15 protein-coding genes and 1 pseudogene are annotated in these 20,454 nt (G+C 69.4%); 9 read left to right on the plus strand and 7 right to left on the minus strand.

What is annotated here, in order from left to right:
- Positions 1-76 precede the first annotated feature (76 nt).
- Together ACZY0Y_RS10030 and ACZY0Y_RS10035 are read left to right on the plus strand one after the other, a co-directional pair.
- Positions 77-910, plus strand: a complete 834-nt coding sequence (locus tag ACZY0Y_RS10030; RefSeq protein ID WP_463957748.1) for an SDR family NAD(P)-dependent oxidoreductase — start codon at positions 77-79, stop codon at positions 908-910.
- Positions 907-2,133, plus strand: coding sequence for an acyl-CoA dehydrogenase family protein (locus tag ACZY0Y_RS10035; RefSeq protein WP_463957750.1), 1,227 nt, complete (start codon positions 907-909; stop codon positions 2,131-2,133). Before ACZY0Y_RS10030 ends, ACZY0Y_RS10035 begins: the two co-directional genes overlap by 4 nt.
- 9 nt (positions 2,134-2,142) lie before the next feature.
- Here ACZY0Y_RS10035 and ACZY0Y_RS10040 read toward each other — a convergent pair whose 3' ends face one another.
- Positions 2,143-2,985 (minus strand): DUF1684 domain-containing protein, encoded by an 843-nt coding sequence (locus ACZY0Y_RS10040; protein ID WP_463957751.1) that lies wholly within the window; start codon positions 2,983-2,985, stop codon positions 2,143-2,145.
- Complete coding sequence (locus tag ACZY0Y_RS10045; protein WP_463883990.1) at positions 2,982-3,593, minus strand: TetR/AcrR family transcriptional regulator; 612 nt, start codon at positions 3,591-3,593, stop codon at positions 2,982-2,984. Before ACZY0Y_RS10045 ends, ACZY0Y_RS10040 begins: the two co-directional genes overlap by 4 nt.
- Positions 3,594-3,709: 116 nt before the next feature.
- Between ACZY0Y_RS10045 and ACZY0Y_RS10050 the strand changes: the two genes are divergently transcribed.
- The 4 genes from ACZY0Y_RS10050 to ACZY0Y_RS10065 all read left to right on the plus strand — a co-directional run bounded on the left by ACZY0Y_RS10050 (position 3,710) and on the right by ACZY0Y_RS10065 (position 8,883).
- Positions 3,710-4,768, plus strand: coding sequence for an acyltransferase family protein (locus ACZY0Y_RS10050; RefSeq protein WP_463957753.1), 1,059 nt, complete (start codon positions 3,710-3,712; stop codon positions 4,766-4,768).
- 118 nt (positions 4,769-4,886) lie between these two features.
- Complete coding sequence (locus ACZY0Y_RS10055; protein WP_463957755.1) at positions 4,887-5,606, plus strand: NADPH-dependent F420 reductase; 720 nt, start codon at positions 4,887-4,889, stop codon at positions 5,604-5,606.
- A 112-nt stretch (positions 5,607-5,718) separates the two neighbouring features.
- Complete coding sequence (gene ppc, locus ACZY0Y_RS10060; protein WP_463957757.1) at positions 5,719-8,535, plus strand: phosphoenolpyruvate carboxylase; 2,817 nt, start codon at positions 5,719-5,721, stop codon at positions 8,533-8,535.
- A gap of 42 nt (positions 8,536-8,577) precedes the next feature.
- A complete protein-coding gene (locus ACZY0Y_RS10065) occupies positions 8,578-8,883 on the plus strand; it encodes a hypothetical protein (protein ID WP_160667988.1) in 306 nt (101 codons plus the stop codon).
- Between the two features lie 16 nt (positions 8,884-8,899).
- Here the strand turns inward: ACZY0Y_RS10065 and ACZY0Y_RS10070 are convergent, their stop codons facing one another.
- Together ACZY0Y_RS10070 and ACZY0Y_RS10075 are read right to left on the minus strand one after the other, a co-directional pair.
- Entirely contained in the window at positions 8,900-9,526 is a 627-nt protein-coding gene (locus ACZY0Y_RS10070; protein WP_463885152.1) for a DedA family protein, read from the minus strand.
- Positions 9,527-9,607: 81 nt separating this feature from the next.
- The gene (locus tag ACZY0Y_RS10075) at positions 9,608-10,579 is read right to left on the minus strand and encodes an RluA family pseudouridine synthase (protein ID WP_463957786.1); all 972 of its coding nucleotides are present in this window, start codon (positions 10,577-10,579) and stop codon (positions 9,608-9,610) included.
- 124 nt (positions 10,580-10,703) lie between these two features.
- On the opposite strand from ACZY0Y_RS10075, the gene ACZY0Y_RS10080 reads away from it, so the two are divergent.
- Together ACZY0Y_RS10080 and ACZY0Y_RS10085 are read left to right on the plus strand one after the other, a co-directional pair.
- Positions 10,704-11,354: an ArsR/SmtB family transcription factor gene (locus tag ACZY0Y_RS10080; protein ID WP_463885150.1), complete on the plus strand. Its 651-nt coding sequence runs from the start codon at positions 10,704-10,706 to the stop codon at positions 11,352-11,354.
- Positions 11,347-12,039: pseudogene (locus ACZY0Y_RS10085) on the plus strand (SRPBCC family protein). The gene ACZY0Y_RS10080 and the pseudogene ACZY0Y_RS10085 overlap by 8 nt, the downstream one beginning before the upstream one ends.
- 164 nt (positions 12,040-12,203) lie before the next feature.
- Here ACZY0Y_RS10085 and yczR read toward each other — a convergent pair.
- Positions 12,204-13,715, minus strand: coding sequence for a MocR-like transcription factor YczR (gene yczR / locus ACZY0Y_RS10090; protein ID WP_463957759.1), 1,512 nt, complete (start codon positions 13,713-13,715; stop codon positions 12,204-12,206).
- A 61-nt stretch (positions 13,716-13,776) separates the two neighbouring features.
- On the opposite strand from yczR, the gene yczE reads away from it, so the two are divergent.
- Complete coding sequence (gene yczE, locus ACZY0Y_RS10095; protein WP_463957761.1) at positions 13,777-14,406, plus strand: membrane protein YczE; 630 nt, start codon at positions 13,777-13,779, stop codon at positions 14,404-14,406.
- Between the two features lie 56 nt (positions 14,407-14,462).
- Here yczE and ACZY0Y_RS10100 read toward each other — a convergent pair whose 3' ends face one another.
- The gene (locus tag ACZY0Y_RS10100) at positions 14,463-15,341 is read right to left on the minus strand and encodes a DNA-formamidopyrimidine glycosylase family protein (RefSeq protein WP_463957762.1); all 879 of its coding nucleotides are present in this window, start codon (positions 15,339-15,341) and stop codon (positions 14,463-14,465) included.
- Positions 15,334-20,397 carry a DNA glycosylase AlkZ-like family protein gene (locus ACZY0Y_RS10105; protein WP_463957764.1) on the minus strand — a complete coding sequence of 1,688 codons (5,064 nt, stop codon included), beginning with the start codon at positions 20,395-20,397 and terminating at the stop codon, positions 15,334-15,336. The genes ACZY0Y_RS10100 and ACZY0Y_RS10105 overlap by 8 nt, the downstream gene beginning before the upstream one ends.
- Between the last annotated feature and the right edge of the window lie 57 nt (positions 20,398-20,454).

The following is a 20,454-nucleotide window of genomic DNA, read 5'->3' on the forward strand; positions in this document are numbered from 1 at the left end:
AACTAATGTTCCCAGTCGGTTCGTGACGCTGCACACAGTGTCGTGGCGGGTTCCGGTTCCACGTCAAGGAGGATGCATGGACATCAAAGGTACAGTCGCGCTGGTTGCGGGCGGGGCCTCAGGCCTCGGGGCTGCAACGGCGCGCCGCCTGTTCGACGCCGGCGCCTCGGTGGTCCTGGTGGACCTGCCAGGCTCCGCCGGCGACGCCTTCGCCGCCGAGTTGAACGCCGGGGGGAGCGTCCAGGCAGGAGCCCCCGCTGCCGGCGCCGCGCTGGAGCCGGTCCGCAAGGCAGTCTTCGTGCCCGCCGACGTCACCAGCGAAGCCGAGGTGCAGTCCGCCGTCGACGCCGCCGCTGCCCTCGGCCCGCTGCGCATCGTGGTCAACTGCGCCGGGATCGCCACCCCCGGCAAGGTCCTGGGCCGCGACGGCGTGCTGTCGCTGGAGACCTTCAACCGCGTCATCCAGATCAACCTCGTGGGAACCTTCAACGTCATCCGCCTTGCAGCGGCCGCGATGGCAGCCACCGAGCCTGTCGTGACCGTGCTCGGCGGCCCGGAGCGCGGCGTCATCATCAACACCGCCTCCGTCGCCGCATTTGATGGCCAGATCGGCCAGCCTGCCTACGCCGCCTCCAAGGGTGCGGTGCACGCGATGACGCTGCCGATCGCCCGGGAACTCGCCCGGTCGCTGATCCGGGTGGTGACGATCGCACCGGGCATCTTCGAGACGCCCATGATGGCCGGGCTGCCGCAGGAAGCGCAGGACTCCCTCGGGCAGCAGGTACCGCACCCGTCCCGGCTGGGCCGGCCCGCCGAATACGCGAACCTTGCCGCGCACATCGTGGACAACGCCATGCTCAACGGCGAAACCATCCGGCTCGACGGCGCCATCCGGATGGGGCCGAAATGATGCAGGCCGGACTCGCCGCTTCGCCCGGGGCCGTTGATTCCGTCGCGGGGCTGCCGACCGCCGACTTCTTCGGCTTCGAGTCGATGCTCAACGCCGCCGAGCAGGCGAAGATGGCCGAACTGCGGGAGTTCCTGGCCCGCGAGGTGGCGCCCTTCGCCGGTGAATGGTGGAACAAGGCCGAGTTCCCCGCGCAGATCCTGCCGAAGCTGGCCGCCCTCGAGCTCAGCGCACCGGCCCAGCGCGGCTATAGCAACCTGTTTGCCGGGCTGGTCATCGCCGAAATGACGCGGGTTGACACCTCGCTGGCGACCTTCTTCCTGGTCCACCATGACCTCTTCGTGGAGTCGCTGTACGGCTTCGGCTCCGAGGAGCAGAAGGCGCGGCTGCTCGATGACGCCGCGAACCTCCGGACCACCGGGGCGTTCGCGCTGACCGAGCCGGAGCACGGCTCGGATGTGGCCGGCGGCATGGAAACCAGGGCACGGCGGGTTCCCGGCGGGGCGCCTGACGGCGGCGACTCCTGGGTTCTCAACGGTGCCAAGCGCTGGATCGGCAACGGCACGTTCTGCGACTACATGCTCGTGTGGGCCCGCGACGAGGCCGGCAGCGGCATCCGCGGCTTCATCGTGGACGCGACCCTGCCCGGCGTCAGCCGGAGCCGGATCGAGAACAAGATCGCGCTGCGCACGGTGCAGAACGCCGACATCGTCTTCACGGACGTGCAGGTGGCCGAGGCGGACCGCTTCGCCGGGATCAACAGCTTCGAGGACACCAACGAACTGCTGCGCGGTTCGCGGATCATGGTCGCCTGGCAGGGCGTTGGCCAGCAGCTGGCCGCATTCGACGTCGCCCGGCAGTACGCCGTCGAACGCCGGCAGTTCGGGCGGCCGCTGGCGAAGTTCCAGCTGGTCCAGCAGCAGCTGGTCACCATGCTTGGCAACGCCGTGGCGAGCATGGGGATGATGGTCCGGATTGCCCAGCTGCAGGATGCGGGCGCCGCGGACATGCCGCAGGTGGCGCTGGCGAAATCCTATGTGAGCGCCCGGATGCGCGAAACCGTGGCGATGGGCCGGTCCCTGCTGGGCGGCAACGGGATCGTGACCGACTACCGGATGGCCAAGATCTTCGCCGACGCCGAGGCGATCTACACCTACGAGGGCTCGTTCGAGATCAACACGCTGATCGTGGGACGTGCCGTGACCGGAGTGTCCGCGATCGTCTAGAACTGGTGTCTAGAGCAGGGCCGGCTCTTTCTCCCCGGCCTCGATCCGGTAGTCCAAGCTGTTGTTCTTCACCGGCATGGGGCACGTGCCGTACGGTGTGAAGGCGCTGGGGTAGTTGATGGCCCGGTTGAAATCCAGGCTGACCGTGCGGTTTCCGAGGGCGTCGACGCGCGGGCGGGCCGTGGACACCTTGCGCCACTCATCCGTACTTTCCCCGTTGGTCTCATCGTGGAACGTGACCGTCAGGGCGCCGAGCTTTTCCTCCTCGGCCTGCAGGTGGAACTCGTGGTCCTTGCCGGGGAGCCGGAACACGAGCTCGCCCACGGAACGGTGGACCCCGTCCACCAGCGGGTTGGCTGTGCCGATGGGGACGTCGACGGGCTCCGGATACGGGACAAACCGGGCCTCGACCACGAGGTCCGGGCGGAAATCGAAGGTCGGCACGCCGTCGAATTCCGTCAACACCGGGGACTTGGAATCCCGGGTGCGCACGGCGTACCTGTTGGCGCGCATTGCCAGTTCGACCACCACCTGCCGGCCGTCCGCGCCGCCGTACCGGACCCACATCAGGGACTCCTCATTGGACAGCGCCGCGCTGACGGTGCCCGCCACGGGTTCGCCGGTGTCCACGACGGTGAGGCCCTCGGCCGCGGCGGCGGTGAGGAACGCCGTCGTGCCGTCGGTGGACCAGAGCCCGGGGGCGAGGTCGACGGCGGCAGACCGGTCCTCCAGCCACTGGAAGGAGGTCAGTGTCAGCCAGCCGTACTCGCTGGCGAGGGCCGCGTTGCGGCTGTTGCGGAAGCGTTGCCAGCGGGCGAGCTGGGCGTCAGGGGCGGGATGCGTCGTGTTCAAGGGTTCCTCCCGAGGCTGGCGGCGACAAGTTGCGATGCGGTGTCGCGGGCGGCGGTGGCCGCCGCCGGATCGGCGTCGAGCACGCCGCTGGCGAGTCCGCCGTCGAGCACCAGGGTCAGGCTGCGGGCGAGCTTGTCCGGATCCGGGGCGCCGGCCTGGACGGCGAGGTCACGGATCCAGGCCCTGATGTGCTCCTTGTGGGCCACCGTCCGTTCGTGGACGCGGGTTCCGGAGGCGGACTCGGCCGCGGCGTTGATGAAGGCGCAACCGCGGTAGCCGTCGCGGCGGCAGGCGCTGGCGAGGGCGTCGAACAACCCCACGAGCCGGGCCGCGGCGTCAGGCCCGGCGGCTTCCGCCGCGGCCTGGAGCTGCCCGGTCCAGACCCCGTCCACCTTCTCCAGGTAGGCCAGGATCAGGTCGTCCTTGGCCGGAAAGTACTTGTAGAATGTGGCCTTCGCGACGCCGGACTCGGCGATGATCGTATCGATGCCGGCGGCGCGGAGCCCCTGGGCGTAGAAGAGCCGGAACGCCGTGGCAAGGATCTTTTCCCGCGCCTGCCCGGCGGGCGTCCGAACGGCCTGCGGTGTCCTGTTGGCGGTCGGAGTCATGGTTTCATGCTACACAGACAAGTCTGTCTACGGCCTCCTCCGGAGGACCCGTTCTCTGCGAAATCCAAGTAGTCAGTACTGTTGGCGGCAATTCCATTGGCCAATACGTTTGGCGCATGACTTCTGCCGTCGCCACGCCGTCAGTTTCCGTCCGGCGTCCAAGTCCGCGCCTCCGGGTGGCTCTTGACGTTATCCGTGCACTGTCCGCCGTCTACGTCGTGATCCATCACGTCGTGGTCAACTCGACCATGACCGGCCTGCCGCAGGTGGTCTTCAAGTACGGACCCCAGGCTGTTATTGTCTTCTTCCTGCTCAGCGGATTCGTCATCTTCGCCAACGAAAGCACCCGGGTGCAGAAGAGTGTCACGTCCTATTATTTGCGCCGATTGCGCCGCATCTACCCGCCGTTGCTGGTCGCGTTTGCTGTATCAGCACTGGTTGCCTGGCTGGACGGCACGCTGGTCCGCGATTTCTCACCCCTGACGCTGGGGCTGAACTTGCTTTCCCTCCAGGATCTTGGGGATTTCAAGCCGGGCGTTATTGCCTACCCGTTCCTGGGAAACGGCCCTCTCTGGTCCCTGTCATATGAAGTGCTTTTCTACCTGGCCTTTCCTCTGATCATGAGTGCCCACCGCCGCTCCGGCGGCCTGTCTTTGGGGATCGTAGGAAGCTTGTCCGTGATCGGCTTCGGCACCTACGTCGTGGCACCCAACCATTTCTCCCTGGTCTTCGCCTACATGCTCACGTGGTGGGCCGGAGCCGTGATTGCCGAGCTCTACGGTTCGGACCGGCTCAGCCTCCGGGCCGTCGTGCCCGTTGGCTGCTGGCTGGTGGCGCTGTGCGCCGTTGCCGGTGCCGGGGTTCTGCTGAACCGGCACCCGGAGATGGTGGAGATCCTGAGGCTCTCACTGAATCTTTTTGTGTTCGCCCTGGCCTGCGTTGCCGCTTCGACCACCGTGCTGGCGAGATATTTCGTCCGGGTTGCCGCGCCCTTGGCGGTCCCGGCCGCATTTACCGCCTCGATTTCCTACGGCCTGTACGTGTTCCACTTTCCCCTGCTGGTTCAGTGGGACTTCGCCAAGACGCCGCTTGGTCTCGCGGTAGCGGCGGTGCTGCTCCTGGTCATATCGGTGGTGGGCGACCGCTCCCTTGAGCGATGGATCCCCAAGCCGTAGCCGGGCATCCACTCCGAGTGAACGGTGGCCTCCTTGCAGTAGACAGGTCTGTCTGATAGCGTCGTGCGCACCGGTAGACGAACCTGTCTACTCCACCGCTTTTTTGAGTGAGGATGCCATGAAGGTCGCTGTCCTGGGAACCGGCACCGTAGGCCGCGCGATCGCCGCTGCGCTCGCGGGCCTGGGCCACGACGTCGTCATCGGCACCCGCGACCCGCAGGCAACCCTGGCGCGGACCGAGCCCGACGTAATGGGAGCCGCGTCGTTCGCCCAGTGGCATCAGTCCCACGGGCAGGTCGACGTCGCACGCTTTGCCGACGCCGCTGCCCGGGCCGACCTCGTGGTCAACGCGACCAACGGCGTCGGCTCCCTCGCGGCGCTCACGGCGGCCGGCGCGGCGAACCTCGCCGGCAAGGTGCTGGTGGACGTCGCCAACCCGCTGGACTTCTCGCACGGCATGCCGCCGGTGCTGAACCCGGTGAACACCGACAGCCTCGGCGAGAAAATCCAGCGCACCTTCCCGGACGTCCGCGTGGTCAAGACCCTCAACACCATGAACGCTGCCCTCATGGTGGAACCCGCGCGCGTGGCCGGCGGGGACCACTCGGTCTTCGTCTCCGGCAACGATTCCGACGCCAAGCGGGATGTGGCCGCGCTCCTGGCGAGCCTGGGCCACCGGGACATCATCGACCTGGGCGACATCACCACGGCCCGCGGCGCCGAGATGCTCCTGCCGATCTGGCTGCGGCTCTGGGGTGCGCTCGGAACAGCGGACTTCAATTTCAAGATCGCCCGCCAGGACCTTCAAGCCGGGGGCGGAGGCGCCGACACTATCTGAGAGGGATTCCCCGCCGGCCGCGGCGGCGGGTAGCATCCTGTAGGAAGAACGTAACCCGGCTCACAGTATCCAGCGCAGTGTACGAACCAAGTCCTCCCGAAAGATTGTCTCCATGGCTGACACTGCAACGAATTCCGGCACCGACCTCGCCTCCGAACTGCGCGCCGACGTCCGCCGGGTCTCCACCCTCCTCGGCGAATCCCTGGTCCGCCAGCACGGTCCCGAGCTCCTGGACCTCGTCGAGCAGGTGCGCCTGCTGACCAAGGAGTCCAAGGAAGCCGCCCGCGGCGGCGCGGACGCCACCGGTCCGTGGAGTTCGTACGACGTCGTCGCCCAGGTCCGCGAGCTGCTCGGCTCCCTGCCCTTGGACCAGGCGACCGACCTGGTCCGCGCGTTCGCGTTCTACTTCCACTTGGCGAACGCCGCCGAGCAGGTGCACCGGGTCCGCGGGCTGCGCACGCGGCAGGAAAAGGACGGCTGGCTGGCCAAGGCCGTCACCGACATCGCCGGCCAGGCCGGCCCGTCGGTCCTGCAGGAAGTCGTGAATGAACTCGACGTCCGGCCCATCTTCACTGCCCACCCCACCGAAGCGTCCCGCCGCTCCGTGCTGGACAAGGTCCGCCGGCTCTCGGACATCCTCGCCGAGAGCACAGCGGAGGGCACCTCCGCCCGCCGCCGCCAGGACCGCCACCTCGCCGAAGTGATCGACCAGATGTGGCAGACGGACGAACTCCGCCAGGTCCGGCCCACCCCGGTGGACGAGGCCCGGAACGCGATCTACTACCTCACCGGCATCCTGGGCGATGCCCTGCCGGAGATGCTCTCGGACCTCTCCGATCTGCTCGGCGAACACGGCGTCACGCTCCCCGCGGAGAGGGCTCCCATCCGCTTCGGCTCCTGGATCGGTGGCGACCGGGACGGCAACCCCAACGTCACCGCAGCTGTCACCCGCGAAATCCTGCAGATCCAGAACCAGCACGCCGTCCGGATCAGCATCGGCCTCATCGACGGGCTAATCTCCATCCTGTCCAACTCCACGGCGCTCGCCGGGGCTGACCAGGAGCTGCTGGACTCGATCGACGTCGACCTCCAGAACCTGCCGGGCCTTGACCGCCGGGTCCTCGAACTGAACGCGCAGGAGCCCTACCGGCTCAAACTCACCTGCATCAAGGCCAAACTGCTCAACACCGCCCGGCGCGTCTCGGCCGCGTCGGCGCACGAGCACGGCCGTGACTACACCGCTACCGCGGAGCTCCTCGCCGAGCTGGGCCTGCTGGAGCGCTCGCTCCGCAACCACCACGCCGCTCTCGCCGCCGACGGCGCCCTTGCCCGGGCCCGCCGCGCCATCGCCTCTTTTGGCCTGCATCTGGCCACCCTCGACATCCGCGAGCACGCCGACCACCACCACGACGCCGTCGGCCAGCTGATGGACCGTCTCGGCGGCCCCGGCGTCCGGTACGCGGAACTCAGCCGCCCGGAGCGGCTCGAGGTCCTGGGCTCCGAACTCGCCTCCCGGCGCCCGCTCTCAGGCCACCCGATCAAGCTCGACGGCGTCGCCGACGGCACCTACGACGTCTTCCGCGAAATCCGGCGGGCGCTGCGCACCTACGGCCCGGACGTCATCGAGACGTACATCATCTCGATGACCCGCGGCGCGGACGACGTCCTGGCCGCTGCGGTGCTGGCCCGCGAAGCCGGGCTGGTAAGCCTCTTCGGCGCGGCCCCGTATGCCAAGATCGGCTTCGCGCCGCTGCTGGAAACCGTGGAGGAACTGCGGGCCTCGGCCGAAATCGTGGACCAGCTGCTCTCCGATTCCTCCTACCGCGAGCTGGTCCGGCTGCGCGGCGACGTCCAGGAAATCATGCTCGGCTACTCGGACTCCAACAAGGAATCCGGCGTCATGACCAGCCAGTGGGAGATCCACAAGACCCAGCGCAAACTCCGGGACATCGCAGCGAAACACGGCGTCCGGGTACGCCTCTTCCACGGCCGGGGCGGCTCCGTGGGCCGCGGCGGCGGGCCGACCTACGACGCCATCATGGCCCAGCCGAACGGGGTGCTCGAAGGCGAGATCAAGTTCACCGAACAGGGCGAGGTCATCTCGGACAAATACTCGCTGCCCGAACTCGCCCGCGAGAACCTGGAGCTCTCCCTCGCGGCGGTCATGCAGGGGTCCGCGCTGCACCGCACCCCACGCACCTCGGAGGACCAGCGCGAACGCTACGGCCACGTTATGGAGACCATTTCCGACGCCGCTTTCGCCCGGTACCGGACCTTGATCGACGACCCGGACCTGCCCGCCTACTTCATGGCCTCCACCCCGGTGGAACAGCTGGGGTCCCTCAATATCGGCTCCCGCCCGTCCAAGCGGCCCGATTCCGGCGCCGGACTCGAAGGCCTGCGGGCCATCCCGTGGGTGTTCGGCTGGACCCAGTCGCGGCAGATCGTCCCCGGCTGGTTCGGTGTCGGCTCCGGGCTCAAGGCCGCCCGCGAGGCCGGCAACTCCGCCCAGCTGGTGGAGATGATGGACGGCTGGCATTTCTTCCGCTCGGTGCTCTCCAACGTCGAAATGACGCTGGCGAAGACGGACATGGACATCGCCGGCTACTACGTCTCCACCCTGGTGCCGGAGGAGCTCCACCACCTCTTCCATGCCATCCGGGCCGAATACGAGCTGACCGTCACCGAGATCCAGAACCTGACCGGCGAGGACCTCCTGCTCGACGCGCAGCCCACCCTGAAGCGCTCACTGGAGATCCGCGACCAGTACCTCGACCCGATCAGCTACCTCCAGGTGGAACTGTTGCGCCGGGTGCGTTCCGAGGCCACAGGGGAGGGCATGCCCAACGGCGGGATCGATCAACGCCTCCAGCGCGCCATGCTCATCACCGTCAACGGAGTCGCGGCGGGCCTGCGCAACACCGGCTAGGCCCAGAAGGGGTCCGGCGGCCTGTCCCGCTAGGGTGATGGCATGCCGTCGTTCCAGACCAGACTGAAGATCACCGGGCTCAAGCCGGGCAACCCGCCGGAGGCCGTGATGGCCGCGGCCGTCGAAGCGCTGGAGACGCGGCACCACGTCGAAGCGAACCAGCTGGACCTGGCCGGCGGGGTCCCGCAGCTGAACCTGCGCTTCCTCGTTGAGCCCACCTCCTATAGTGGCGAGAACCGCCAGGCGCTGGAGTCGGCTGCGATGATGCGCGACGCCGTCGAACGCGTTGCGGTAACCGGGAACCTGTTGGTGCTCCGCCGCAACCGCGGCCGCTGGGCGCCCGTGTAAGTGCCGGGCGCCGGCCTCAGAAGTCCAGTTCCTCGTCGGGGCCGTCCACGACGGGGGAGCGGTTGCCGCGCTTCCTGGTGACGATCACACCCACGGCGGCGCCGAACACGATCCCGACGCCGACGCCGATCAGTGAGCTTGCCCAGAACGGCAGCCCGGTGGCGGCGCCGGTGGCGAAGCCGAGGCCGACGGACCACGCGGCCCAGAGGAGTCCACCCAGGGCCGCGCAAAGGCTGAAGCCGCGGGTGGAGACGTTGGCGATGCCCGCCGCGGCAGTCGTCGCGAGGCGCCCGCCGGGAATGAAGCGGATTCCGATGATGGCCCCGCAGGTGGTGGACCGGCCGGCCTTCCCGATTGCTGTGTGCACGGCCTGATGGAACGCGCGGCCCCACCTCCAGCGGTCCAGGACATGGCTCAGGCGCCGTTTGAAAAGCTGGAACACCAGGATGTCGCCGAGCCAGGACGCTCCGGCGGCGAGGAAGACCACCAGGAAAGCGTTGGCGCGGCCGATGGCGGACAGCGCACCGCCGGTAATGACCACCATTTCGGACGGGATGGGCGGGAAAATGGCATCGCCCATGACCACCGGGATGATCCAGAAATAGATCATGTCCCCCCAGCTGTCAGCGTTGCCGAAGTCCATGGGCACAAGGTACCGCACTTCCGGCCGGACGCCGGTCCATGACGGGACGCGGGCCGGCCCGGGACTGGTTCCCTGGCGGGCCTAGCGGGCTTCGCTGAGCTCCAGCCCGCTGTGGTACTCCACCGGCGCCCCGGTGATGGGGTCCACGAACCGGATCCCGCGGGCGAGGAGCTGGAGCGGCTTCGAGTAATCGTCCGGCGCCTTCTCCAGAAGCTCCGGGTAGAAGGCGTCGTTGATGATCCCCAGCCCCAGCGAGGCCATGTGCACGCGGAGTTGGTGGGTCTTGCCCGAGTGCGGCTCCAGCCGGTACACGGCACGGCGGGCGGCGGCGTTGGGGGCTCGCAAGGCAGGGGCGCCGGGCGTTTCCGGGGCGGGGCCACCGAAGGTCCGCAGCCGCTCAATCCTGGTCTCGGCGTTGGGTTCGCCGTCGATCACCTCGGCGAGCAGGTAGCTGCGGGACTTCGTCATCCGGTTCCGGACCACCACGGGGAAGTCGACGGCGGGGTGCCCGGGCGCAGGCTCGGCCGCGGCCACGCACTCGTACTCCTTCTGGACCTGGCGCTTCTCAAAAAGCACCTGGTACTTGCCCCGGGTCTCGGGATTCGTGGAGAGCAGCAGGATTCCGGCAGTCATGCGGTCCAGCCGGTGCATGGGAATGAGGTCCGGGAGGTTCAGCTGGTTCCGGAGCCGGACCAGCGCCGACTCCTGGATGTAGGTGCCGCCCGGGGTGGTGGGCAGGAAGTGCGGCTTGTCCACCACGAGCAGGTGCTCGTCCTGGTGCAGGATGGTCAGTTCCACCGGGATCCGGACCTCCGGCGGCAGGGTGCGGTAGTACCAGATGAACGTGTGGTTCCGCAGCGGGGTGGCGCGGTCCAGGGGGATGCCCGCCTCGCCCACTATCTCGCCGGCGTCGAAGCGGTCCTCGATGCCCTGCGGGTCGATGTGGCCCCAGCGGTGCATCATGTAGTCCATCGCGGTGTCCCAGGGCCCCTCGTCCGGAAGGCGGAGGCGGGTCGCGTTGACGCCGTCGCGCACGGGGAGGGGGGATTGCATCACCGGTCCATTCTACTTTGCCGGGGCTGGCGCACCCTTCGCCGGCGGGTGCGGCGCACCACTGCTCCTCCGACGGTAAAAATATTCTTGACAAATAAAACTGTCGGCAGCGATACATGGAAGCATGTTGGACATCGAAGTGATCGAAGACCCGGCCGCCGCTGAGGCGTCCCTGGACCCGATCCGGACCCGCATCCTGATGGAACTCTCCGAGCCAGGCTCGGCCACGCAGCTCGCCATGAAAGTCGGCCTGCCGCGGCAGAAGGTGAACTACCACCTCAAGGCCCTGGAGCGGCACGGGCTGGTGGAACTTGTGGAGGAGCGACGCCGGGGCAACGTCACGGAGCGGATCCTCCGGGCGAGCGCAGCCTCCTACCTCATATCCCCGGCGGCACTGGCGTCCGTGGCACCCGACCCGCACCGGTTCTCGGACCGCTTTTCGGCCTTCTGGCTGCTGGCGCTGGCCGGCCGCATGGTCCAGGAGATGGGCCAGTTGATCGCCGGCGCCGCCGCGGCCAAACAGCCAGTCGCCACCTTCGCCATCGACGGCGAGATCACCTTCCGCACCGCCGCGGACCGGGCCGCCTTCGCCGAAGAACTCGGCGTCGCCGTGACCCGGCTCGTGGACGAATACCACGACGCCGGACCGGGGTCCGGCGCCACCGCGGGCGGCGGGCGCAAGCACCGCCTCGTCGTCGCGCTTCATCCGTCGCTCAAGACACCACGCAAGGCATCACCCGAAACCCCCTCAGCTAAGGAGCAGGACAATGACTGACAAACGAAACTTCGAAATTATCGTGGACACGGAACTGCCCGGCACCCCCGAGCGGGTCTGGGAAGCCGTCACCGCGGGCACCCCGGCATGGATGTTCCCCACCGACGAGTGGCCGGAAGTGCGAACGGTTGATGAGTACCCGGCCCACCTCGTGTCCCGGATGGACGGCCCGGACGGCTGGTTCAACCAGCTGGAACACGTGCTGGAACCGCTCGACGGCGGCCGGGCCCGGCTGCACTACGTCCACAGCGGCATCTTCGCCGAGGACTGGGACCAGCAGTACGACGGCGCCAGCAAGCACACCGCGTTCTACCTCCACACCCTGGGTCAGTATCTGAAGTAATTTGACGGCAGGCCCGTGGTTTTCACCAACGTTCAGGCTCCGCCCTCCTCGGCGACGCCGGACGGCTTTGTCCGGCTCAGGAAGGCCCTGGGCGTCGAGGGGACGGCGCCTGGCCGCGCCGTGGAACTTGAGCTCGACGGCGTCGGAACGCTCTCCGCGGAGGTGGACTTCGCCAACGAGAACTTCCTCGGCTTGCGAACCGCGGACACGCTGTACAGGTTCTTCGGCCGCAACGCCTTCGGCGCTCCGGTCGGGATGACGGTCCACGACTTCAGCGGCAGCGGGGACTCCGCGGCCACGGCGAAGGCCTGGGGCGGCTTCCTCGAGAAGGTCTACGCCTAGCGGATCCGCAGCTCCTGGCCGCGAGGGCGACACCGAAAGTCACGAGCGACACTCCAAATTCCTGGCGACGCCGGAATCCGGGCGCGCCAGAAATTTTTTCGCCTCGTGGAGAAGTATCCGCGTCGCCGGGCCGTGTGCTCGGGTCTGCCCTCACCGCGTGAGGCTCAGGCGATGGCCGCCGCTGGCGTCGCCCCGAAGGTGCGACGCAACTGTGGGGAAGCCTCCAGCCGGTCCTGGGCGGCACGCAGCGCCGCCACCGCGGTTTCGAGCTGCTCCGGGGGCAGGGTGAATGGCACCCGGAGGTAGTGCTCGAAAGCGCCGCCGGTGCCGAACCGGGGCCCGGCCGCGAGCCGGATGCCGAAGTCCGGGGCCACCACGGCAAGGGCGGTGCTGATCGGGGCCGGGAGCCGGCACCACACGGACAGTCCGCCGTCGGGCCGTTCGCTCTGCCAGCCCGGCAGGTGTCCGGCGATAAGGTCCAGCAGCGTGTCCCGGTTGTCCCGCAAGGAGGCCAGCCGTGCCGGGAGCGGCTCGGAGAGGGCGTTGACCAAGTGGGCCGCCGCTAGCTGTTCCACCACCGGGCCGCCCAGGTCCATGGTGGTGCGGGCGGCGGCGAACCGCTGGATCAGCGGCTCCTCGGCCCGGATCCAGCCGGTCCGCAGCCCGGCCCAGTGCGACTTGCTGAGCGAACCGATGGAGACGACGGCGGGGTTGAAGGCTGCCAGCGGAGTGGACTCGGCGCCGTCGAGGTTCACCTCCCGGAGCGTCTCGTCGACCACGAGGACAGTGCCGGCTGCGGTGGCAGCGTGGACCAGCCGGCGCCGCTGGGCATCGGACATCAGCCGCCCGGTGGGGTTGTGGAAGTCCGGGACCACGTAGGCCATGGCGGGCCGCTGCTGCATCAGGGCGGTCTCGATCGCCTCCAGGTCCCAGCCGGGCCGGCCGCCGGAAGCCTGCCCCGGGCGGGTGGCCGTATGGGCCGCGGGCATGGCCACCGGAACCAGCCGGCAGCCCGCGGCCCGGATGGCGTCGAGCGCGTTGGGGTAGCTGGGATGCTCCACCAGGACCTTGTCAGACCGGCCGGCCAGGGTGCGCAGCACGATGTTCAGCGCGTGCTGCGCGCCGGACGTCACGAGAATCTGCTGCGCGGTGGTGGGCACGCCGGCCGCCGAATAGTGCCCGGCAATGGCGTCCCGCAGCGGTCTCACGCCGAGGGCGTCGTAGCCGAAGCCGGGCAGCAGCGCCGGAAGCTCGGTCAGGGCCGAGGCGAATGCCCGATGGACCACCTCGCCGCTGGCCGGCAGCGAGGCATAGGCGAGGTCGAGAATTCCGTCCGGAACGGCCAGGCCCGGAGCGCCGCTGAGGCTCGCCCCGCCGCCGCTGCGGCCGCCGACCGGACTGGTCTGCGGGATACACGTCCGGCCGCGGCTGCCCTGCCCGCTGCTCAGGAATCCCTGCTCGCGCAGCAGCGAGTACGCGGCGGTGACGGTGGTCCGGCTGATGCCGAGCGTCGCGGCCAGGGCCCGTTCGCTGGGCAGCGCAACCTCCAATGGCACGCGGCCGTCAAGGACCAGGAGGCGGATGACGTCGGCCAGCTCCCGGTAGGCGGGGGCTGCGCCGAGGTTCCAGTCGCCGAGCAATCGGGCCAGCGAACTGGGGTTCAGGGATCCGGACATAGAGCCAGTATTTCAAACTGGCTATGGAATGCAAGGCCAGTTTTCCGGGAGGATGGGTTGCATGATGACCCGCAGGCTCCTTCAGCTCCTTATCGGCCTCGCCATGTACGGCATATCCCTGGCAATGTTCATCCGCGCCGGCCTGGGCCTGGACCCCTGGGATGTGTTCCACCAGGGCCTCGCGGTCAAGACCGGGCTCAGTATTGGCACGGTGGTGGTGATCGTGAGTTTCCTCGTGTTGCTCCTGTGGATTCCGCTACGGCAATGGCCGGGTGTCGGCACACTGTGCAACGCCGTGCTGGTGGGCGTCTTCGCCGACGTCGGACTGGCGCTGATCCCCGAAATATCCCACCTCGGCGGGCAGGCCGGAATGCTCGCAGGGGCCATCCTGCTCAACGGAATCGCCTCCGCCTGCTACATCGGTGCCCGGCTGGGACCCGGAGCGCGGGACGGCCTGATGACCGGCCTCGCCCGACGCACGGGCTGGTCCGTGCGGACATCCCGGACCGGCATTGAAATCGTGGTGCTCGCCGCGGGCTGGCTGCTCGGCGGCTCGGTCGGCATCGGGACCGTGCTCTACGCCCTGGCGATCGGCCCGCTCGTGCAGCTCCTGCTGCCGCGGTTCACCGTGCCGGAACTGAAGAAGCCCGCGCTCCCGGCCGTTGCCGATCCGGCGGTCGCCACACCCTGAGCCGTTGCCGCTGCCGTTGCCGTTGCCGTTGCCGCTGCGCTGCCCGCCTCTGAACTTCACCCTGCCGGGCTCCCGCCGGCACCCGGCAGCGGCTGGCACGTCGGACAGAAGTAGATGTCCCGTTCCTCGGTACCCGTGGCCTTGGCGAGGACTCCGCGCCGCACCGGTGTCCGGCACTTCAGGCACGGCTGGTGTTCGCGCCGGTAGACCCAGTAGCCGGGCAGCCCGGATGTCCGGCCCACGGCAATGCCGCGCTGGTTCAGGACCGTGGTCCGGCGGCCGGGCCCCAGGTTGGCCTCCAGCAGGAGCTTGGCGTCGGTGATCATCGCGGCCACGTCAGGCACGGCCGAGACAGGCGCCGCCGGGTGCACGCCGGAGAGGTAGCAGGCCTCGCAGCGGTAGATATTGCCGATCCCCGCCAGGTTCCGCTGGTCCAGCAGCGCGACGCCGATCGGGTCGTCCGGAGCGGCCCGGATCCGCCGCTCCGCCTCGGCGAGGTCCCAGTCAAGTCCCAGCAGATCCGGACCAAGGTGGCCGACCACGGAGTTTTCGTCGGAGCTGCGGACCACTTCGAGGATACCGAGCGAGAACCCGACGGCGTCCGCCGTGGCGGTGCGCAGCACGCAGCGGGCGGTGAATCCCGGCTTCCGCCACCGGCCGCCTGGCGGATAGACCTGCCAGGTGCCTTCCATCTTGAGGTGGGAGTGGATGGTCAGCCGTTCCGGTTCCGCCGGGCTGGCGGCACCTGGCCGTGCCGGGCCCTCCAGCCGCATGAGCAGGTGTTTGCCACGCGGGACCACCTCGGTCACGGTCCAGCCGCCGAGTTTGAGGGTGGCGAACCGCGGCACCCGGAAATCGGAGGAGATGAGCTGCTGCCCGGCCAGGGCGGCATGCAGCTGGGCGGCCGCGCGGAAGACCGAATCTCCCTCAGGCACGGATCCTCAATCCCTTGGGCGTGGAGTAGGCCCCGGCCTGCGCCAGTGCGGCGGCGACGGGAGTATCGAGGATGCCGTGGCCGTTGACCTTTTCCATGATCAGTTTGTCCACCGCGCCGCGGGTCACCACGCTGACCAGCGCTGCCCCGGCCGCAGCCAGAACCTCCGTGTCCTCGCTGAAGGCCAGCAGGGTCTTGCCGCCGCGTTCCACATAGAGGACCAGGGCGCCGTCGACCAGGACCACCAGGGCGCCGGCCTTCCGGCCCGGGCGGTGGCCGGTCCCGGCCTCGACGTTGAGGGCAGGCCACGGCAGGGCGGCGCCGTAAGGATTGGCGGGGTCCGTCGCGGCAAGGGCCAGGGCCACCGGCTCGGGCTTGTGAAGCTGGGTGTCCTCGGCGTACGACCGCAGCCGGTCCACTGTCGCGGGAACGGCAAACTGGGCCGCGCCAAGGTGCTCGATGAAGTACCCGCGCCGGCACCGGCCGGCTTCCTCCAGCCGGGCCAGGACCTTGTACATCAGGCCGAAGCCGCCCAGGATGTTCTCGGCCATGACCGAGCCGCGGGTGACCACGCCGTACCGGTCCAGCAGGAGTTCCGCGGTGGCCCGGGCGTGGATGGTGGCGTCCAGTTCGGGTGCGGGGAGGGCGGACCAGCGGCCAGCGGCCAGCGGGGGAGTGGGTGCGGTGCCGGCAGCGGAGCCGTACCGCCCGCCGGTCAACCCGGGGGACCCGAGCAAACCGGTGCCGTGGGAGCGCCCGAGCCGGCTCATCCTGGGGGCCCTGGCCCGCGGGGCGCGGGCGACCTGCCGGTGCGCGGTGTGGCCGCCGGCGATCATCGCCCGGACCGGGGCGAAGGTGTCGCCCGTGATCCGGCCGGCCCAGGCGAGGTCCCAGAGTGCGGAGACGACGTCCTGGTCGCTGAGCACCGAATCCATGCCGCCGGCAACCTCTGTCAGTTGCCGGAAGAAGTAGCCGCCGCCGTTGGTGTGCAGGTGGTCCAGCAGCCGCTGCTGCGCGTCACCGGGCTCGAAGTCGATCGCCGGGTTCAGGGTCAGCTCGGCCGAATCGGCCAGATGCAGGCTGACCCATCCGTCGTTGCCGGGGAGCGCTCCTGCACCGGACCAGAGCACTTCGCCGGCCGCCATGAGCTCGTCGAGCATGGCGGGCTGGTAATCGGCCACACGGCTGGCAAGGACCAGTGGTTCCCAGGCCGATGCCGGGATGGGCACGCCGGAGAGCTGGTCGACGGCGGTGATGATCCCGTCCAGTCCGCGCAGCGCCGACTGCCCGCGCTTGCCCGGGACGCGGACGTTCTGCCACGCCGGCAGGAAGCGGCCATAGGCGGCGGCATCCACGGGCTCCACCTCGGCGCGCAGTGCGGCGAGCGAGCGGCGGCGGAGCCTGCGCAGGACTTCGGCATCGCACCATTCGCTGACACCGGCCAGCGACGGCGCCGTGGGGGCGCCGGTGGGTTGGGTCCCGACGGCGGCCGCCTCACCGTCGTCGGGCTCCGGTGCCGTCGACGGCGGGGGTGCGGCGTGCGGGCGGAACTCGCCTTCCACAACACGCCCGTCCGCGGCGAGCCGCTTCAGCGCCGTGCCGACGACCGCGACGCCGAGTCCCAGCCGGGCGGCGGCCTCGGCGGAGGTGAACGGCCCGTGGGTGCGGGCATAGCGCGAGACGAGGTCGCCCAACGGGTCAGCGACCGGCTCGATGAAGGCAAGCGGCACGCCCATCGGCAACGGAACGCCGAGGGCGTCGCGCAGCCGGGCGGCATCCTCCACAGCGGCGTACCGCTCGGCACCCCCGACGTTGACCTTGATGGCGCGGTTGGCGCGCTGGAGCGCCACGAGGTGCGCGGCGGCATCGGCAACCGGAGCCTCGACAGCATCGACCACCGGCTCGGCGACCGATCCTTCAAGCCCGGCCGCCGGGGCCGACTCGCCGGCCGGTTCCAGCCGGGCGGCGACTTCCTCCGGAGCCAGCGGGCCCAGCAGGCGGAGCAGGTCCGCGACCCCCTCCAGCCCGCGGACCTTCCGGTCCGGGGCGAGCCGCTGCAGTTCCTGCTCGGTGGCGTCAATGACCTTGGCATCGAGCAGTTCACGCAGCTCCACGCGGCCGAGGAGCTCGTTGAGCAGGGTCGAATCCAGCGCCAGGGCGGCGGCCCGGCGCTCGGCCAGCGGGGAGTCGCCCTCATAGAGGAACTGCGCGACGTAGCCGAACAGCAGGGACTTGGCGAAGGGGGAGGGCTGCTGGGTGGTGGTCTGCAGGATCCGCAGCTCGCGCCGCTCGATGGACGCGGCGATGTCCTTCAGAGCCGGAAGATCGTAGACATCCTGCAGGCATTCCCGGACGGTCTCCAGGACGATCGGGAACGTGGGGTACTTCCGCGCCACGTCCAGCAACTGGGCGGAGCGCTGGCGCTGCTGCCACAGGGGCTGCCGCTTGCCGGGGTTCTGCCGGGGCAGCAGGAGTGCCCTGGCGGCGCACTCACGGAACCGGGAGGCGAAGAGGGCACTGCCGCCGACCTCCGCGGTCACAATCTGTTCGAGTTCCTCCGGGTCGAACATAAACAGCTCCGCCCCGGGAGGTTCGTCCTCCATCATGGGCACGCGCAGCACAATGCCGTCGTCGGCGGCCATCGCGGAACCGTCCATGCCATAGCGCTGATGCAGCCGCTGCCCGACGGCGAGGGCCCACGGCGCGTGCACCGGCATGCCGAACGGGCTGTGCAGCACCACCCGCCAGTCGCCGAGCTCGTCGTGGAAGCGCTCCACCACCAGGGTGGTGTCACTGGGGACCACCTCGGTGGCCAGCTTCTGCTCGGCGAGGTACTGGATCAGGTTGTTGGCGGCGAAATCGTCCAGGCCGCTGGCTTTGCAGCGTTCCGTGGCCGGCCCGACGTCGGACGCGGACAGTTCGCGCATAAACGCACCCAGGGCGCGGCCGAGGTCCACCGGGCGGCCGAGGGAGTCGCCCTTCCAGAAAGGGAGCTTCCCCGGCTGGCCGAACGCGGGGGAGACCAGGACCCGGTCATGGGTGATGTCCTCGATCTTCCAGCTGGTGGCGCCCAGGGCGAACACGTCACCCACCCGGGATTCGTAGACCATTTCCTCATCGAGTTCGCCGACCCGCCGCCCGCCCTTGGCTGCGGCGGCGGCCGGGCTGGCCGCCCTGCCGTCGCCGCTCGCGGAACCCCGGGAGCCGGAGCCTTCGACTTCGGTGCCGATGATGTAGACGCCGAAAAGCCCGCGGTCCGGGATGGTGCCGCCGGAGGTGACGGCCAGCCGCTGGGCCCCGGGCCGGCCTTCGATGGTGCCGGCGTTGCGGTCCCAGATGATCCGGGGCCGCAGCTCCGCGAACTCGTCCGAGGGATACCGGCCGGCCAGCAGGTCCAGCGTGGCCTCGAAGGCGGAGCGGGGAAGCGAGGCGAAGGGCGCTGACCGGCGGACCGTGGAGAACCAGTCCTCCACGTCGATGGAGCCCAGGGCCGTGGCCGCGACGGTCTGCTGGGCCAGGATGTCCAGCGGATTCGCGGGGACGTAAAGCCGTTCGATCTTGCCGGCCAGCATCCGTTCCACCGTAATTGCCGTGTGCACAAGATCTGCCCGGTGCTTGGGAAACAGCACACCCTGGGAGATCTCGCCGACCTGGTGGCCGGCGCGGCCCACCCGCTGCAGCCCGCTGGCCACGGACGGCGGGGATTCCACCTGCACCACAAGGTCCACGGCGCCCATGTCGATGCCCAGTTCAAGGGATGACGTGGCGACGACGCAGCGCAGCCGGCCGGATTTCAGGTCATCCTCGATCAGGGCGCGCTGGTCCTTGGAGACCGAGCCGTGGTGGGCGCGGGCCAGGACCGGATCGGCGCCGGCGGTGCTGCCGGCCTGGGCCATCATGTGCGCCGGCGTGGAGGTGGACGCCGGCGCGGCGACGGAGGCCGGCAACGCGGGAGCGCCGCCGGCCGGTGCCCCCGACGGCACGGACTCGAAGTCTGGAGCCCCGGCGCCAAACTCGCCCCAGCCGCCGCCGGCGGCCATCAGCTGCCGCTCGGCGTAGATCTCGTTGAGCCGGGCGGTAAGGCGCTCGGCGAGACGGCGGGAATTCGCGAACACAATCGTGGACTGGTTGGCCAGCACCAGGTCCACGATCTTCTCCTCCACATGTGGCCAGATCGAAGCCTGGGGCTGCAGCCCGGACGCAGGGCCGGAGTCGAAGGCGCCGGCCGCACCCTGCAGATCGGACATGTCCTCCACCGGGACGGAGACCGTCAGGTCCCAGGTCTTTTTCGATGGCGGGGCCACAATTTCCACCGGTGCGGAGCCGGCGAGGAACTGCGCCACCAGCTCCTTGGGCTCCACGGTGGCCGAGAGCCCGATCCGCTGGGCGGGCTTCGGGAGCAGCGCGTCGAGGCGTTCCAGGGACACGGCCAGGTGGGCGCCGCGTTTGGTGCCCGCGACGGCGTGGACCTCGTCGACGATGATGGTGTCCACCTCGCTCAGCGTCTCCCGCGCCTTCGAGGTGAGCATCAGGAAGAGGGATTCGGGCGTGGTGATCAGGATGTCCGGCGGGTTGCTCAGCAGCGAGCGGCGGACCGACGCCGGGGTGTCCCCGGAACGGACACCCACGGTGATCAGCGGTGCGGGCAGGCCGAGGCGTTTGGCGGTCTGGGTGATGCCGATCAGCGGGGCACGCAGGTTGCGTTCGACGTCGACGCCGAGCGCCTTGAGCGGCGAGATGTAGAGCACCCGGGTTTTGCGTTTGGGTGCCTTGCGCCGGGCGCCCTTGACGGTGTCCAGGCCGGGCAGCCCCTCGGGTTCGGCAGGCGATGCGGCAAGCAGCCGGTCCAGCGCCCAGAGAAAGGCCGCGAGCGTTTTACCGGAACCGGTGGGGGCGACCACGAGCGCATGCGCGCCCGAGGAGATCGCATTCCAGGCGCCGTTCTGGGCCGGGGTGGGCGCGGTGAAGGCACCCAGGAACCAGTCCCGGGTTGGCCGGCTGAACCGGTCCATGGCCTCGGCCGCGAGTGTGCCGCCGGAGAGCTCCTGCCCCTTCATTCCTCCATCATGCCTTACGGCAGTGACAGTAATTGGCGGGCGGTCTCAGGGAGCGGA

Source organism: Pseudarthrobacter kochi (assembly GCF_055412805.1).